10 protein-coding genes are annotated in these 17769 nt (G+C 65.1%); 2 read left to right on the top strand and 8 right to left on the bottom strand.

All coding sequences use genetic code 11. The annotated features are described in order from the left end of the window. Positions 1 to 3 precede the first annotated feature (3 nt). Positions 4 to 1353 (top strand): FGGY-family carbohydrate kinase, encoded by a 1350-nt coding sequence (locus NX778_RS04030; RefSeq protein ID WP_258810383.1) that lies wholly within the window; start codon positions 4 to 6, stop codon positions 1351 to 1353. Positions 1354 to 1535: 182 nt separating this feature from the next. Here NX778_RS04030 and NX778_RS04025 read toward each other — a convergent pair whose 3' ends face one another. The 7 genes from NX778_RS04025 to NX778_RS03995 form a co-directional block, all read right to left on the bottom strand. Further along, a complete protein-coding gene (locus tag NX778_RS04025) occupies positions 1536 to 4682 on the bottom strand; it encodes a TonB-dependent receptor (protein WP_258810382.1) in 3147 nt (1048 codons plus the stop codon). A gap of 241 nt (positions 4683 to 4923) precedes the next feature. Beyond that, on the bottom strand, positions 4924 to 5940 hold the full coding sequence (locus NX778_RS04020) for a glycoside hydrolase family 43 protein (RefSeq protein ID WP_258810381.1): 1017 nt from the start codon (positions 5938 to 5940) through the stop codon (positions 4924 to 4926). A gap of 140 nt (positions 5941 to 6080) precedes the next feature. Next, complete coding sequence (araH, locus tag NX778_RS04015; RefSeq protein WP_370661305.1) at positions 6081 to 7079, bottom strand: L-arabinose ABC transporter permease AraH; 999 nt, start codon at positions 7077 to 7079, stop codon at positions 6081 to 6083. Beyond that, on the bottom strand, positions 7076 to 8578 hold the full coding sequence (gene araG / locus NX778_RS04010; protein ID WP_258810380.1) for an L-arabinose ABC transporter ATP-binding protein AraG: 1503 nt from the start codon (positions 8576 to 8578) through the stop codon (positions 7076 to 7078). The genes araH and araG overlap by 4 nt, the downstream gene beginning before the upstream one ends. 3 nt (positions 8579 to 8581) lie before the next feature. Further along, entirely contained in the window at positions 8582 to 9577 is a 996-nt protein-coding gene (locus NX778_RS04005; protein ID WP_258810379.1) for an arabinose ABC transporter substrate-binding protein, read from the bottom strand. Between the two features lie 114 nt (positions 9578 to 9691). Beyond that, positions 9692 to 12475 carry a beta-galactosidase GalA gene (gene galA / locus NX778_RS04000; protein WP_258810378.1) on the bottom strand — a complete coding sequence of 928 codons (2784 nt, stop codon included), beginning with the start codon at positions 12473 to 12475 and terminating at the stop codon, positions 9692 to 9694. Between the two features lie 65 nt (positions 12476 to 12540). Further along, on the bottom strand, positions 12541 to 13551 hold the full coding sequence (locus NX778_RS03995) for a glycoside hydrolase family protein (RefSeq protein ID WP_258810377.1): 1011 nt from the start codon (positions 13549 to 13551) through the stop codon (positions 12541 to 12543). A gap of 170 nt (positions 13552 to 13721) precedes the next feature. On the opposite strand from NX778_RS03995, the gene NX778_RS03990 reads away from it, so the two are divergent. Next, entirely contained in the window at positions 13722 to 15194 is a 1473-nt protein-coding gene (locus NX778_RS03990; protein WP_258810376.1) for a tetratricopeptide repeat protein, read from the top strand. 55 nt (positions 15195 to 15249) lie between these two features. On the opposite strand, the gene NX778_RS03985 is transcribed toward NX778_RS03990, so the two are convergent. Next, complete coding sequence (locus NX778_RS03985) at positions 15250 to 17658, bottom strand: TonB-dependent receptor domain-containing protein (RefSeq protein WP_258810375.1); 2409 nt, start codon at positions 17656 to 17658, stop codon at positions 15250 to 15252. Positions 17659 to 17769 lie beyond the last annotated feature (111 nt).

The raw sequence follows: 17769 nt of genomic DNA, 5'->3' as shown, positions 1-17769 counted from the left end.
GCGATGGCGACCGACGCACTGATCGTTCTCGACATCGGCAAGACCAACGCGAAGCTGGTGCTGGTCGATGCCGAAGGCCGCGTTCTGGCCGAGCGCCGGCGGCCGAACACCATCGTTGACAGCGGACCGTATCCGCATCACGACGTCGAAGGGATCTGGGACTGGATGCTGTCCGCCTGCCGCGAATTCGGCAGGCTGGCGCAGGTATCCGCCATCGTCCCGGTCACGCATGGCGCGACGGCCGCGCTGGTTGGCGATACGGGCCTGGTGCTGCCGGTGCTCGATTACGAAGCGGCGCTGCCCGGCGTCGATTACGACGCGATGCGCCCGCCCTACTCCGAGACCTATTCGCCGTCCCTGCCGGCGGGCCTGAACCTGGGCCGCCAGCTGGTGTGGCTGGAGCAGCGCTTCCCCGAGCAGTTCGTCCAGACGCGGCACATCCTGATGTATCCGCAGTACTGGGCCTGGCGCTTGTGCGGCAAGGCCGCCGGCGAAGCGACATCGCTCGGCTGCCACACCGACCTGTGGAATCCGCTCACCCAGCGCTATTCGAGCCTGGTCGCGACCATGGGCTGGGAGCCCCTGATGCCGGAAGTCGCGCCGCCGTCGGCCGTGCTGGGCCGCTTGCTGCCTTCGGTCGCCGATGCGAGCGGGCTGCCGGCCGATTGCGTGGTGGTGTCGGGCATCCACGATTCCAACGCCTCGCTGATGCGCTACCTGCGCGACGACGGCGCGCGCACGGTGCTGTCCACCGGCACCTGGATGATCGCCGCCGCATTCGGCGCGCCGCTCGACGGCCTGCGCGAAGACGCGGACATGCTTGCCAACAGCAATGCCCTTGGCAAGCCCGTCCCCTGCATGCGCTTCATGGGCGGGCGCGAGTTCGCGGCGCTGGCAGGCGATCAGCCGGAGACCTGCACGCTGCAGGACATCGAACGCCTGATCGCGCAGGGCACGCTGGCCCTGCCCTGCTTTGCCGAAGCCGGCGGGCCGTTTGCCGGCACCGCGGGCAGGATCGAAGGTCCGGCGCCGACGGACGCGCGCGAACGCTATGCGCTGGCCACACTGTACTGCGTGCTGATGACGGATTACTGCCTGGACGCGCTGCAGGCCAGCGGTCCGCTGGCGGTGGAAGGCAGTTTCACCGCCAACCCGTGGTTCGGCCCAATGCTATCGGCGTTGCGTCCACAACAGCCAGTCACGTACTCGGACGATGCCGCCGGTACCGTCTGCGGCGGCTGGATGCTGCGCTACCGCGATGCGGTGCCGCCTGCCGGCGCCAAGGACATTGCGGCAATTGCGCCACAGGCCCTCTCCGAATATCGCCAGCGCTGGCTGGCCGCCCTCCCGTAATCTAAAGAAAACGTCGTTCCCGCGCACGCGGGAACCCCATTTTGCGTGCACTCCGAAGCAATCGAACGTAGTGGCCGGCACCAGAATTGAGGGTACTGCTTTCGCGGGAACGACGTTCACACAAATAAAAAAGTGCCAGCCACCTTTTACAGCGGCTGGCACAAACAGGGTGAGACTGGCAATCAGTTCTTGATCGACACGCTCACAAAGTAGCGCCTTCCCGACCACGCAAGCTCGTTCACGCGGAACAGATCACCCGCATCCGTAATCTGCGCCTGGTTGGTCAGGTTCTTCCCCTCCAGCGAGAAGGTGACGTGGTCGTTGTAGCGCCACTGGAGTTTCGCATCCAGGAAGCCAGTCTTCTCCTGGAATACCGGATTACCCGATACGTCATTCCCGCCCGTGAAGAAGCGGTCGCGCCAGTTATATGCGACGCGCGCATTGATCGGGCCACGGTCGTACCATAGCGACAGGTTGTACGAGTTGCGCGACATGCCTGGATACGGCAGCACGGTGCCATCGAGGATGTTCAGCCGCTCGGTGCCTTGCGCATACTTGAACGACATACGGGTGTAGTTCGCATCGCCACCGAAGCCGGCCAGCCACCCCGGCAGCCACGTGAAGGCCGAACGCGCCGCCAACTCGACGCCTTTGGTGGTCGCGCCCTTGCCGTTGATCGGCTGGGTCACGTCGAACAGCTGGCCGTCGTGGAACAGGTCGACCTTCTTGACCAGCACCTTGTCCATCACATAGCTCGAAATGTCCTTCTTGAAGAAGGCGGCCGACAACTGGCTGTCCTGCGACGGATAGTATTCGAAGCTCAGGTCCGTGTTGGTCGAACGATAGGGCTTCAGGTCCGGATTGCCCGCCGTGCAGGCGTCGGTGCCGTCGCCGCCGAATTGCGGATTGCCGCTGTTCCTGGTGCAGGTCGCATTCGGCGCCAGCAGGTCGATGCTCGGACGCGCCATGGCCTTGGCCCAACCCAGCCGCACCAGGGCGCGGTCCGTGAACCACAAGGCGCCGTTGAAACTCGGCAGATAGTCGTGGTAGGTGTTGTCCACCTTCGCCACCGAGTTGCTGACCACGGTATCGGTGAAGCTCGACGAGCCCGGCGACTTTTCGGTGCGCACCTGGTACTTGAACAGGCCGGCCGCGCTGTCCCTGGTGCGGGTGTAGCGCATGCCGAAATTGCCGTCCAGGTCGAGGCCGAACACCTGGGTCGCATAGTCCAGGCGCAGGTAGGTCGACGCGATACGCTCTCCGACGTCGAAGGCCGGAATCTGCGGATACGTCTTGCCGTCGCTGCCCGGCGCGTTGTACAGGTAGTCGTGGTTGAAGTGCGAGGTATCGAATGATGGAGCGGCCGCTGCGTACACCGGCGTCAACCAGCTGCTTGGCATGTTCGAGACGCCGTTGTACCCGTTAAAGAAGGTGCCCGGCGAACGGCCGCTGGCGGCACTGACGAGGCCTGCCATCTGCGCAGCATTTACATACTTCGTCGCGAAACTCGAATTGATGAAGCTCTGCGTGTCGTTCGGGCGCTGTGCGCCGCCGGTGTACAGCGGATCGTAGATCCAGGTCTGGTTGACGTTCGCGCTCATCACATTGACATCGCCGCCCGGCCCGCCGGTGCTGGCCAGGTAGCCGCCGCCGTTGTACTGCTTGGCCGATGCCTTGCGAGCCTGTGCGCCGAACCACACTTTGGTAAAGAACGGCGTGGTCAGGCGGTACTTGAAATCCAGCTTGGCCTGGTCCTCGGTATTCTTGGTCTCGCTCGGCCGATACTGCAGCTGCGCCTGCACGTAAGAGCCTGGGTTGTCCGGACTGTACGCGGCCGGGAAGGCAAAGTGCGGGAGCCCTTGCGAATCGAGCGTCACCTTCAGGCCCGGCGCGTTCTGGGTGTAGACGATGCTGTTGGTATTGATGTTGTAAAGCGAACGCGAGGTGTTTAGCAGGCCCTCGACTTCCAGCCGGCCGCGCTTGAAGCTGAAGCCTGTCGATGCGTACTTCGAATCGATGTCCAGCGCAAAGTCGCGCGCCGAGGTGCTGAACGCGCCCTGCCCGCCCTGGCCCGCCGCATTGAGGCACTGGCCGACGGTGTACGAGGTCACGTAGTGGTTCTGCACCACCATGCTCGATGGTGTGCCGGCCGGCGTGACACAGGTGCCGGCCGTGGTGGGCACGCCGTTGGCGCCGTAGACCGGGGCCGTGCCGGTATCGGCCAGCCGGCTCGCGCTGGAAAAATCGGTGCCGAAGTTGCGGTCGTTCAGTCGCTGCTCCTGCTTGTTGGCCTGGTAGCTGGCCCACGCATTGAAGTCCTTGCTGAACTCATACTGCGCGGTCAGCTCACCCGAAGAACGCTTGTGGTCGCGGGTCCAGATGCCATAGCGCGCGATGCCCGGCGAATAGTCGTTCCACTGGTTCAGGCAAGCCGTCTTCTGTGCCGAAGTGAGACCGGTCGTTGTCGAACACGCCGCCTTGCTGCCGATCGCGGCGACCATCGGATCGGTACTGGTGACGGTCTTGTCCGCCGAATTGTCCCAGTCCTGCAGGAAGCGCCACGATGTGTTGCGGGCGTAGTCGTTGCGGGTGAAGACCTTGTCGTAGACGATATTGGCCATCAGGCCCAGCTTCCCGCCAAGGTAGCGGTCGGCCATGAACAGGTTCCCGCGCGGTTGCACGCCGCCGCGGCTGGAAGCCTGCTCCCCCGACAAGGTGGTGCTGATGGTCGGCTTCTTGAATTCGAGCGGCCTGCGGGTGCGGATGCTGACCGTGCCGCCAACGCCGCCTTCGGTCATGTCGGCGGTGATGCCCTTGTAGACGTCGATGGAGCCGATCAGCTCCGAAGCCAGTTCGCGCAGTTCCGCGCCGCGGCCCGCGGTGCCGTTGGTGCTGAGGACCGACATGCCGTTGATCTCGATCCGGTTCAGGTTCGGTTCGACGCCGCGAATCGACACTTGCGAACCCTCGCCGAAATCGCGCGACAGCTGCACGCCGGTCACGCGCGACAGCGCCTCGCCCACGTTCTTGTCCGGGAACTGGCCGATGTCTTCGGCCACGATCGAATCGGACACGGTGCTGGCCCTGAGCTTGCGGTCGATCGCCGACGCCACCGACTTGCGGGTGCCGGCCACTAAAATCACCGGGACGACTGGCTGCTGCGCGGCGTCGGCCGGTGTATCCGGGCCGTTGGGTTGCGCCGTCTGCGCGGCGGGCGCGGTCTCCTGCGCCAGCGCGCCATGCGCGGCTAACATCGACACGACCGCGGCGACTGCGCTGGCGCAGCCGGTGCGGTGGATAACGGTCAAGCGGGTCACTTCCTTGCTCATCTGTCGTCTCCGTTGAAGGCCAGTCGGCTGGCCTTTACATAAATTTACAATGCAAATCCATTGTAAGGACGACGGTATGAGCTGTGGATAGCGCTCGAAAATCAATCACCAACATGACCGGAACTGCCGCGCTGGCACAACACCGGGGTCAGGTCGTCCAATGAATCAAAATTCCAGCCCAACTACTTTGCTTCCCGCGCCGCACTTTTGATTCTTTGGACGACCTGACCCCTATGGATGCTTACTCCCTCGGCGCGTCCGCCACCGGCTCGCCGAAATCGGGCGTTCCATCGGCGCGCCAGTGGATCACCTGGGCGCGCGTGTCGCGGTTCGGGTCGTGCAGCGGGTCGCCTTTGATCTCGCGGTAGTTGCGTGCGTGGTAGACCAGGATGTCGGTCTTCCCGTCGGGCGTGGTGGTGAAGGAGTTGTGGCCCGGCCCATACTGGGCATTCGCCTCGCTGCTGCGGAACACCGGCTCGGGCGACTTGCGCCACACCACGGGGTCGAGCAGGTCGGCGCCCACCGGCGCGCTGAGCATGCCCATGCAGTAGTTGGCGTCGGTCGCACTCGCCGAATATGTCAGGAACACGCGACCGCCGTGCACCAGCACCGCCGGCCCTTCGTTGACGTCGTACTTCACCTTCTCCCACGGGTACTCGGGCTTCGACAGCAGCGCCACGCGCCCTGTGATCGAGACCGGCGTATCCATTTGCGCCATGTATATATTGGTGCCGCCCTTGCCGCCCGCCGCGCGCTGTGTCCAGACCAGGTAGCGCTTGCCGTCCAGCGCGAAGGTGGTCGCGTCCAGCGCGAACGATTCCCAACCCGTGCGCAGCTGGCCGCGTTCGATCCACTCGCCCTTGAATGGATCCTCAGAGGCGTTCTCCAGCACGAACAGGCGGATTTCCCACACCGATTCGGCCGGCGCGGCGGTGAAATAGATGTACCACTTACCGTCGATCCGGTGCATCTCCGGCGCCCAGATGTGTGCCCCCATCGGACCGCTCGCGTGCTTGCGCCACACCACCTGCGGCATGGCCTGCCCCAGCTCGTCGAGCGAGCGCGCGCGGCGCAGTTCGATGCGGTCGTATTCCGGCACCGTGGCCGTCATGTAGTAGTAGCCGTCGGCCTGCAGCGCCACCTGCGGGTCGGCGCGCTGGCGCACCAGCGGGTTGTGGAACTGGATGTCGGCGGCGCAGGACAGCAGCGGCAGCATCAGCGCCGCCATTAGCGCGACACGTCGGATCGAGAATACCATGATCGCTCCGGATAAAAAAAACCAGTCGACCGCGTTGGCGACTGGTGAGGAGGAGACCCGTAATCACCGGGTGCTGGTAAATATTCTACGCTGGCGGTGGGCCGCCCTGGAGCGGCCGCACCAAAGAATCAGCAAGGTGATCAGCCCCGCGCTGCACGCGTCTTGAGCTGGTCGAGCAGCACCGCGGCCAGCAGGATCACGCCGCGCACGAGGTACTGGTAGAAGGCATCGACGTCGAGCAGGTTCATCACATTCTCGACAGTGCCCATCACCAGCACGCCAACCAGCACGCCGAAAATGCGCGCCTTGCCGCCCTGGAGCGAGACGCCGCCCAGCACGCAGGCCGAGATCACGTCAAGCTCGAAGCCCTGCGCCGCATTTGGCTGGCCGCTGGTGATGCGCGAAGCGAGGATCAGGCCCGCCAGCGCGGTCACTACGCCCTGCAGCAGGAATATCCACACGCGCAGGCGCTCCACGCGCACGCCAGCCAGGCGCGCCGCTTCCGGATTGCCGCCAATGGCCAGGGTGTTGCGGCCGAAGACCGTATGGTTGAGCAGCACGCCGAACACCACAAAACACACCGCAACCACAATCACCGGAACCGGCAGTCCGAACGGACGGGCGTCGCCGATGCTGATGAAGGCGTCGCTCGAAATGCCGACCGCCTGGCCATGCGAGACGATGAAGGCGAGGCCGCGCACCATCAGCATGGTGGCCAGCGTCGCGATCAGCGCGTTCACGCGCAGGTAGGCGATCAACATACCGTTGCCGGCGCCGATCAGGGCGCCCGCGCCGATCGCGCCGGCGAAGGCCAGGCCCACGCTGTCGGTGCGTTCGAGGATGATCGCACCCAGCACGCCGGCGAAGGCGATGGTCGATCCGACCGACAAATCGAAGTCGCGCGAGGCCAGGCACATCATCATGGTGCAGGCGACCATGCCGATCTGCGCAACCGACAGCATCAGGCCGATGATGTTCGCGCTCGAAAAGAAGTTGTCGACGGTGACGGACAGCACGGCGAACAGCACCGCGTAAGCCATCGGCATGCTGTACTCTGCCACCCATTCGCGGCGCGCGCGGCGCACTGCCAGCTCGGGTACGGCGGGATTCATCGTAGTCACTCCACTCTCCTGTTTCATTGGGTTGCCGCGGGCAGCGCCAGGCGCAGCACCGCTGTTTCGTTTGCATCGCCGCGCGCCAGCTCGCCGCTGATCGCGCCATCGCGCATCACCAGGATGCGGTCGGCGATGCCCAGCACCTCGGGCAGCTCGCTCGACACCACGATCACGGCGCAGCCGGCGGCCGCCACCTCGTGGATGATGCGGTAGATTTCGTTCTTGGCGCCGACGTCGATGCCGCGCGTCGGCTCGTCCAGCACCAGTACCTTGAGCTCGGGCTCGGCCAGCCAGCGCGCCAGGATCGCCTTCTGCTGGTTGCCGCCCGAAAGCAGGCGGATCTCCTGGTCGCGGTCACGCGTCTTGATGCGCAGGCGCTGGATGAAGCGGTCCGCCAGCTCGGCCTCGCGGCGGGCGCGGATGAAGATCCCGCCCAACAGGTCGTGGCGGCGGCAGCTGATGTTGATGTTCTCGGCCACCGAAGCCTCTGGCACGATACCCTGCTCCTTGCGGTCTTCCGGCGCCAGGAACAGGCCGGCGCGGATCGCCTCGTGCGGGCCGCTTCCGGCCAGCGGCTGGCCGTCGAGCAGCACCTCGCCGCCGGCGGCCCGGCGGTCGGCGCCGTACAGCAGGCGCATCAACTCGCTGCGTCCCGCGCCCACCAGGCCGAAGAAGCCCAGCACTTCGCCGGCGCGCACCCGGAAGCTGTTCGGCTGCGACAGGCTGGCACCGTGCAGGTTGCGCACCACCAGCCGCTCCGGCCCATGTTCGCGCTCGCGGTATTCGTAGATGTCGTGGACGTCGCGGCCCACCATGTCGCTGATCAGCCGCGCACGCGGAACCTCGGCCATCACCGGATGGGTCGCGATCTTGCGCCCGTCGCGGAAGATGGTGCAGGCGTCGCACAGGCGGTACAGTTCCTCCAGCCGGTGCGAGATGTAGATCAGGGTGCGGCCGTCGGCGCGCAGCTCGCCGATCAGGCGGAACAGGATCTCGCTTTCGCGCTGCGACAGGCTGCTGGTCGGCTCGTCGAAGGCGATCACGCGTGCATCCTGCATCACGGCCTTGCAGATCTCGACCATCTGGCGCTGCGCGATCGACAGCGTGGACAGGCGCGCTGCCGGATCGAGGTCGACCCCAATCTGATTCAGGCGCTCGGCCACGATGCGGCGCGCCGCCTTGTGGTCGACGAAGCCCAAGCGGCGCGGCAGGCGGCCCAGCAGGACGTTCTCTGCCACGGTCAGCTCGGGCACGTACTGCAGTTCCTGGTGGATGACGGCGATGCCAGCCTTGATCGAGTCGGCGGCGGAGTGGAATTTGCATTCCTCACCGCCGACCAGCAGGCGGCCGCCATCTGGCCGGTACTGGCCGCCGAGGATCTTGAGCAGGGTCGACTTGCCCGCGCCATTCTCACCGAGCAGGCCGTGCACCTTGCCGGCGTGCGCCTCGAAGCTCACGCCGTCGAGCGCCTTCACGCCGGGGAAGCGCTTGCTGACGCCGTCGAAACGAAGAAAAGCGTCCATCAATTACAGGCCAAACTGGGCGCGCACCTGCTGCTGGTTCGCGCGGGTCATCAGGGTGCCGGTGGTGAGGGTCAGCGGCGGCGGCGCCACGTTCTGGGTGATCCACTTGTAGACCATCATCGAGGCCTCGTAGCCATGGCGCTTGGGGCTGATCAGCACCGTGCCGAAAAAGCCAGTCTGGCCCGGCTTGGCGAATTCGTTGAGCGCGGTCTTGCTGCCGCCGATGCCGACGCCGATCATCGAGGCAGCCTGCATGCCGCGGCCTTCGGCTGCGCGCACCGCGCCCAGCACGGCTTCGTCGTTCAGGCCGAATGCGACCCAGCGTTTGAAATTGGGGTGCTTGGTGAAGGCGATATTGGCCGCGTTGAAGGCGTTCTCGGTGTCGCTCTTGGCTTGCGCCGCATCGACGATGTTCTGGACCGGGAAACCGGCCGCCTTCAGCGCATCGACCGCGCCCTGGGTGCGCTCACGCGCGGTCGGCAGCTGGTCGAAGGAGACGCGCAGCGCGCCGACTTCGGCCATGTTCCATTTGCGCGCCTTCATCTCGGCGACCATGGCCTGGCCGGCCTGCTTGCCGATGTCGTAGGCCGAAATGCCCATGTGCGGAATGCCCGCGATCGGCTTGCCGCTGCCGTCGACCAGCTGGTCGTCCACCGACATCACCTTCATGCCGGTGCGCTTGGCAGCGCGCGCCACCGCCGGGCCGAGCTTGACGTCGGGCGCGCAGATCACGAAACCTTGCACCTTTTGCGCGGCCAGGTTATCGATCGCGCCGATCATCTTCTCGCCGTTGGGAATGCCGATCTTCACCAGCGTGAAGCCCTTCTCGCGCGCGGCCTGGTCGGCGAAGCGCCACTCATCCTGGAACCACGGCTCCTCCGCCTGCTTGACGAGGAAGCCGATCTTGACCGGGTCGGCCGCGAAAGCCGGGGAGGCGCACAGCGCCAGGGCGATGGATGCGCCGAGCAGCCGGCGGCGCGATGTCGTCGTAATTGTCATGCTTGTCTCCTGTTTTTTCGCTCTATTGAACAATGAATTGAGCGGCCAGTACAGCTCCCGCGCACGGAAGCTGATCGGTTTTGAGCAAATAATCAGCCGCCTGATCGAAACCGCTCATTGCGCCGGCTCGACGCTCACGGTTCCATCGAGGCCCGCTGGCTCGCCTGCCTGCGCTTCGCTGATCACGACCAGCGTGGCCGGCCCGCGCGCCTGTCCCAGCGCGACGATGTATTCGCCCGGGGCGGCGGACGAACGCGCCTTGACCTGTTCGCCGTTCAGCCAGAACTCCGCCTTGCCGCGCAGGCCGACGAAGTGCACGCGGCCGCCGGCCTGCGCGGGCGTGACCTCGAATTCGGCGCGGTAAAGCTGGTAGCGCGCGGCGGCGGCCTCCTTGCGCAGGGCGGGCATGCCCAGGGTCCAGCTGTTCATGTCGTTGGCGGCCGGCTTGGCCTGCGGATCCGGACGCTGCGCGCTGGCAGGCGCGATACGCCATTCGTCGAGGTAGGCCACCGGCGAGGCGACCGCCGGCACGAAAGGCGGCTGGGCCGTGGCCCGCAAAGGGATGCTGAGCGTCGCGGCTTGCAGGCCCGGCGCGGTAGCGCGCACTTCCAGCGTGCCGCTGCTGTTCCAGTCCGATTGCACGATCAACTGCGCCAGTCCGTTGAACAGGCGCCGCGTATTGCCCTTCTCGTCCTCGTGCGAATTCGGGTCGCCGTTGCCGTGGCCGAGCGATTTCCCGCCGCCGCTGATGGCAAAGGTCACCAGCGGATCGGCCACCGGCACCGCGCGTCCCTGCGCGTCCAGCGCGCGCACGGTGATCGGCATCGCGTCACGGCCATCGCCAGCCAGCGCCGGACGGTCCGGCACCAGCTCCAGCCGTACCGCCGGGCCGGTGGTTTCGACTACCGCGCGCGCCACGTCCTTCCCGCCCTTGTAGCCGATCGCCTCCAGGCGGCCCGGCTGGTACGGCACCTTGAACTCGTTCATGCGGTAGCGGTCCACCTGCTGCTCGCCGAGCTCGCGCCCGTTCAGCAACAGCTTCACGCGCTCGACGTTGGCCATTACCTTCACCCGAATGTCCTGGCCTTCCTTGCCCGGCCAGTTCCAGTGTGGCGCGATGTAGACCAGCGGACGGTCGCGCAGCCACTGCACCTGGTGCATATAGTAGGCGGTCTTGGGGAAGCCGTTCAGGTCCATGATGCCGAAGTAGGAACTTACCGTCGGCCACACGTTCGGCGTCGGTTCGCCGCGATAGTCGAAACCGGTCCAGACGAAGCCGCCCGCCATCCATGGCCGCGTGTCGATCGCTTCCCATGCCTCGCGGTGGCCGTTGCCCCAGCGCGCATGATCGTCGTCGTAGCTGGCGATGACATTGTGCTCCTTGTCGCCGATGTATTCGCCGCGGGTCATGAAGGCCGAGGTGTCCTCCGAGCTGGTGAAGGGCTGATCGGGATGCGCGGCATGGATGCGGTCGTAGTCCTTGACCTGGTAGTTCGCGCCCAGCACGTCCACCGCATTGGATACGTTCAGCTTCGTGAAGAAGCCGCTGTTCATGGCCGCGGTGACCGGGCGGGTATCGTCCAGCTGCTTCACCGCCGCCGACATGCGGCGCACCATTTCATAACCGACCTCGCTGCCCTGCACGGGCTCCTCGTTGAACACCGACCACAGGATCACGGACGGATGCTGGCGGTCGCGCCGAACCATCCACTGCAGTTGCGCCATGTACTCCGGCGAAGGATTGAAATTGCGGTTCTCGTCCATCACCAGGAAGCCCTGGCGGTCCGCCATGTCCAGCACTTCGGGCGCGGGAGCGTTGTGCGAAAAGCGGATCGCGTTCACACCCAGCTCCTTCAGGCGGCGCAGGCGATATTCCCAGATCGAATCCGGCACGGCGACACCGACGCCGGCGTGGTCCTGGTGGATGCACACGCCCTGCAGCTTCATATGTTCGCCGTTCAGGAAGAAGCCCTGCTGCGGGTCGAAGCGAAGGGTACGGAAGCCCGTGTTCAGCGCAAGCTCGTCGACTACCACTCCCTTCTCGCGCACGGTAGTCGTCACCTTGTACAAGCTGGTGTGCGCGGGCGACCACAGGGCCGGATGCGCCACCGCCAGCGGTATGTTCACGCTGCCCTGCCCCAGCACCGCCACCGTCGCCTGCGCGCGGCCGTGCGCAAGCTGTCGTCCCGACGGGTCGGTCACCGCCACGTCCACCGTTACCTTGGCCGGATCGTGGCCGGAATTGGCCAGCGTGACTTCGACCGGGATCGACCACGCACCGTTCCTGCCCTCGCGCGGCGTCGCATGCACGCCATCGGTCGGCACGTACACCGGGCTGGTTTCCACCAGCCAGGTGTGGCGGTAGATGCCGGCGCCCTCATACCACCAGCCTTCCATCGCCTCGGCATCGACCCGCACCGCGATGGTGTTGAGCGCGTCGCCATAGCGCAGGAAGGGCGTGATGTCGATCCGGCTGGCGTTATAACCGGACCAGTTGTGGTGCACCACTGTGCCGTTGACCCAGATCGTCGCGTTGGTGGCGATACCGTCGAACTGCAGCTCGAAGTGGCGGCCGCGCTTGGCCTCATCGATCCGCAGGTAGCGGCGGTACCAGCCGATGCCACGCGGACGATAGCCCTGCGAGACATTCGCCGAAGGGTCGAACGGCCCTTCCACCGCCCAGTCATGCGGCAGGTCCAGCTTGCGCCAGGCGCTGTCATTGAAGCGCAGCGCCGCCGCGCCCCACACATTGCCGGCCTTGGCGTTGCGGTAGGTGTCCTCGTGCCCAACGATCTTCGGCATTGGTACGTCGCCGAGGTGGAACAGCCAGCCCCGGTCCAGCGACATCACCTGCCGGCCTTCCTGTACCTGGGCAGCCGGCGCGGGGAGTGCCAGCAAGGCAAACGCGAGCCAGCAAATGAGTCGGGAAAAGCGGGATGCAAGACCAGTCATGCGCGAGCCTTTCATTTGCCGTCTGCAGACAAGCGAATGTCTACGGGTTTGTCGCGGTCAGCGTGGAGCCAGCCGTCGGCCAAGGTGAGCTCGGTCACCTGGATCGTGCTGCGGCGTTGCTGCGGGCCGTCCTTTTTCGCATCGGGGCCGGTCCGCCCCGGATGGGTGAAATAAAAAAGGAAGGCGCGGTCGCCGCTCACCACCACGTCCGGATGGCCTCCCATGACGCCGTCGTTTGGTCCCTTGCCGGGCTGCTCCAGCAGAGTATCCGGCTGGCGCGTCCAATGCAAGGCATCGGGCGAGCGGAATACGCCCAGCCCGTGCCACAGATCCTCGATCAGCCACCACTGGCCGCGCCAATTGAATACCTTGGGACCCTCGCCGCGCTGGGCCACCGCCAGCCCGCGATCGGTCCAGTGCTTCAGGTCGGGGCTGTCGGCGTAGTAGATGTACTTGTGATCGAGCTCGTTGTCGTACCACATGCGCCAGCTGCCATCGGGCAGGCGCGCGAGCGACGCGTCGATCAATTTGTCTCCCGCCAGCTTGATCGGTGCGGCGTTGCGCCAGGTCCGCAAGTCGGTGCTGGTCAGGTGCACTATGCGGCGTGGATGCTTCCAGTCGGTGAACACGCCCGGCACCACCGTCAGGAACATGTGATACGTGCCATCGTCGGCGCGCACCACGTCCGGCGCCCAATGAGTCGCATCGTCGCCGCCATCGTCAGCCGGCAGCTCGATGTCGGCGGTGCCGACGTACTTCCAGTTCGCGCCGCCGTCGGCCGATTCGGCGATGCCGATGCGGGTGCCGTGCACCCAGGTCACGCCGGGAAGGTCAGTCTTGTTGGCGCGCCGGTTCGTGTAGAACATCCACCAGCGCCCGCGCTCCTGGTTGTAGACCACGACCGGGTCGGCCGCGCCGTCGTACACGGGGTCGCGGAACAGCGGCTTGGCCGCGATATGCGGTTCGGCCGCCGACCACGCGCAGCCCATCGCCAGCATCAGCCCAATCAGGCACTTTTTCATTTTTTTACCTCTCGCTAGACGCGCCCGATTCTAGGCGAGAAGCCTGTACCGACGGGCAGCCGGCAGCGAAAGAATCACCATCTTGAGCGAGGATTATGTCAGCCGATCAGCCACCCATCCGTTACACTGGACTGGAGACCCCTAATCACATTCGGTACAGGAGATACTCGATGCGCAAGAAGCCTGGATTTACCCTGCGGCTGCTGGCCGGCCCCGCCCTGCTGGTGCTGCTGCAGACCGCCACAGCCCAGACGAATCCGGCGCCGCCAAGCGGCACGGTGGTGGTCAGGGGCCAGCGCGACCCGACCGGCAGCGCCGGCATGGTCGACGCGGCGAAGAGCAAGGTCCTGTCGCACCACTATGCATCGTCGTGCGGTTTCATGGGCACGCCCAGCGCCGCCGAGGAAGACGTGGCGCAGGCCTACCTGCGCGACTTCGGCATGGACGACACCTATTCCAACGACATCGATCGCTTTTCAGACGTGGCGCCCTACGGCGACGTGTCGAACATGCCCAATCCGACTTCGCTCGACAGCTTGCCCCAGGTCGACGCGGTGGACGGTAACGCCCGCGTGTACTGCGGCATGGCGGATCGCCGCTTCGCCGCCGGACAAAACGCAATCCTCCGCAAGGACAAATCGCTGGCCCTCGCATTCGAGGCTTTCGACAACAAGGACTATGCGCGCGCCTTCACCCTGTTTAACACGGCGTGGAGCAAGATCGGCTACGACGAGGCCGGGCTGATGCTGGCCAAAATGAATCTGTACGGGATGGGCACCGCCAAGGATCCTCAGCGTGCAATCAAGTGGCTCAAGGAAGTCGCCGACGGCCGCTTCGACCCGACGCGCGAGCGCATGCCGTACAACCCGAGGCAGCCGTTCGCGATGAACGACAAGATCGAGGCCGCGTTCATGCTGGCGCGAATCTACGAGCACGGCGTCGGCACCGCCAAGGATCCGAAGGAGGCCGCGCACTATTACGAGCGCGCCGCGGACTTCGGCTTCGTGCCGGCGCTGAACATGCTCGGCCAGGGCTGGCAGAACGGCTACCTTGGCGCACGCAATCCGTCCAAGGCGCTCGGCTACTACAAGGACGCGGGCGAAAAAGGCTATGTGCCGGCCCTGTACAACGCGGGCAAGCTGTACTACAACGGCGACGACGGCGTGCCACGCGACCTGAAGATGGCCGGCGCCTATTTCGCAGCCGCCGCCAAGGCTGGCCACCCCGGCGCGATGTTCGCCGCGGGCCGCATGTACGACCTGGGCGAAGGCGTGCCCACCGACGAGAAGAAGGCCACCGTGTACTACAAGGACGCTGCGCTGAGGGGCAACCGCGACGCCCAGTTCGCGCTGGCCACCTACTTCTACACCGGTGAAGGCGTGCCGAAAGACCAGGCCACCGCACGCAAGCTGTTCGATGCCGCCGCGCGCCAGGGCCAGCCGGATGCGATGATGAGCCTCGGCGCGATGGAAGCCAACGGCGAAGGCGGCCCGCGCGACCGCGTTGGCGCCTACGTCTGGCTGAGCCTTGCGAGCGCTTCGGGCATCGCTACCGCCAAGGACGCGCTGAAATCGGTCGGTCCCACACTCACCGCTCAGGAAAAGGCCAAGGCCGAGGCCATCCTCAAACCGACCGCAAAATAAAACAACGCCGTCCCCGCGAAGTGCGCGGGGACGACGGGTTTTGAGCTAACGCTTTTTAATCGAAGCCCGGCCCGCCTCCACCGCCACCGGGGCCGCCGCCAAATCCACCACCGCCCGGGCCACCCGGACCGCCGCCGAAGCCACCCTTGCGCCCACCACGATCGCCGCGCGGGCCGTCGAACATGTCGCCCCGGCGTCCGCCATTGCGGATACGCTGGTCGCCCGTCACGCCGCCCCACTGGTAGCGCAGGCCGATGTTGAAGGTGCGCGGCTGCTTGCTACGCTCGCTGAATACGCGCAGCACCTCGTTTTCGGTGAAGCTCTGCATGCCGCCCACGTTGAACACGTTCTGAACGTTGAAGTTAAGCGTCATCTGCGGCGACAGGCGATGCTGCCATGAGAACTGCGTCATGGTGAACGCCTTGTTGACGCCCTGCCCGGCCAGCGTCGGACCATTGTGGTTGACCATCAGCTGCAGCGAATCCACGCCGATCTGGTAGGCCAGGCGCACCTTCGCGCTCTCGCGGTGGATGGTCTGTTCGACCTGCTGGTCGAAGTTGAAGTTAAACAGCCGCAGTTGCTTGTCATTGCTGATGGTCGTGCTGAAGTTGGCCGACAGGCCCTCCAGGAACAGCTGCTTCACATTGAACGCCAGCTCCACACCACGCGAATCGTGGGTGCCGAAATTGACCGGCGAGGTCACGATCACGTCCGGATCGCTGGCGAGCGGGTAGCTGCGCCACGACACCACCGGCGATTCGCGGCGCTCGAACAGGGTGAAGCTGGAATCCACGTCGAAGAAGCGGTCGCGGTAAGCCAGCTCGTACAGGTCGTTATTGACCGGCTCCAGGTTCGGGTTGCCTTGGGTGGCGTTGTAGTCGTTGAGGTACACCAGGTTGGGATTCAGGTTGCGCTCGTTCGGCCGCGAGATACGGCGGCTGGTGCGCAACTGAAGCATGCCGGTGTCGCTCAGGTCATACGTGGCGTAGAAGCTCGGCAGCCAGTTCATGTAGCTGTACTTGTCTTCTTCGTTCAGCAGCGGCTGGCGCACGTCGAGCGTCGTGTACTCGGCACGCAGGCCACCCAGCAGCGACAGCGCGCCGAACTTGGTGCTGAGCGTGGTGTAGAGCGCTGCGTTGCGGTCGTTCGATTCGAAGTCGCTGGTGCGTCCAGGAACCGGCTCGTAATTCCCGGTCAGTGGATTGAGCGCGCTGTAGAACGTCGAATTGCTGCCCTTGGTCTGCGCGACCTTCCCGCCTGCCTTCAGCTGCCAGGTGTCGAACACGACGCGCTGGTAATCGGTGCTGATGTCAAGGATGCGGGTGCGGCGGCCGTTGTCACGCTGGTTGTCGTTGACGATGCGAGCCGGGGCAAGCCGATAGTCATAGAACACGCTCTGGTCGCTCGGGTTGCTCTGCCCGGTGTATCGCAGGTCGAACTTGAACTCCTCGCCCGGCTCCCCGCTCTTGTGCGAATAGGAGGCGCCAAGGCCGAAGTTCTCGGACGGCGAATCGCTATGCGAGTGGCTGGTGTAATCGGCGGTCGCGACCTGGTTCAGGCCGTAGCGATAGGTGTTGCCGGTGCTGTCGTTCTGCGCATTGAACTTCGAATAGCTCGCAGTGGCGCCGGCCTGGTCACGTTCGCCTACGTTGTAGGTGAAGGTCGAAGCCATGGTCACCGAATGGCGCGGCGCGCGGTTCTGCGTGGAGGAATTCGAGCCGCCGATCACGTCGCCGGTCTGCGGATCGAGATATTCGCGCTGCGAATTGCGGCTGCCGGTATTCAGATCCTTGCGCACGCCGATATTCCCGCTGATCGAGTACGGGCCCTCCGCGTGTTCACCGTTGAGAAAGCCGTTCTCGCGCGCGTTGCTGCCCTTGTTGGCCGAGAGGTTGGCGCGCGTGCCTGGCTTGCGGTTGCGCTTGAGGACCAGGTTGATGATCGGGCCGCTGCCGCCCTCGTTGCCGAACTCCGCTCCCGGCACGTTGATCACCTCGATCGATTCGATGGCTTCGGCCGGGAATGCGTTGAGCGCGTCGCCGCGGTTCTGGCCCTGGAACTGCGCGTCACGCTTCCCGTTGACCATGACCTGCACGTTCGAGTTACCACGCAACTGGATGTTGCCGTCCTGGTCCACCGTCACCGATGGCACGTTGTTCAAAACGTCCGCTGCCGACGCGTTGCTGATGCTGATGTCGTTCTTCAGGTCGTACACGTCGCGATCGACCTTGTTGGTCGGGCGCGATGCGACCACCTCGATGGTCGCCATGTCCTCGCTGCCGGCCTGCGGCTCCTGCGCGGTCGAAGTGGTCGTCGATTTGGCTGCATCGCCTGTTTTCGCGGGAGTGGTCGCGGCCTTCTGGTCGGACTTTGCATCCTGTGGCGGACGTACCGGATGGACTGTTGCAGGCTTGGCGCTGTCGGTGGTCTGGGCGAACAGCGGCTGCGCTGCGAAACAACCCACGATCAGGGCGGATAGGAATTTAAGCTTCGGGCTGGTTCCAGGAGCGGCAATATACATACGTTTTATAAGTGAATTATCTATACCAAACGACGCAACCTTAACGCGGGAACG

The sequence above is a fragment of the Massilia terrae genome, assembly GCF_024753145.1.
GTDB lineage: Bacteria > Pseudomonadota > Gammaproteobacteria > Burkholderiales > Burkholderiaceae_D > Telluria > Telluria terrae.
The sequence above is the reverse complement of the archived record's forward strand: the minus strand, read 5'-3'. Positions and strand labels throughout refer to the sequence as shown.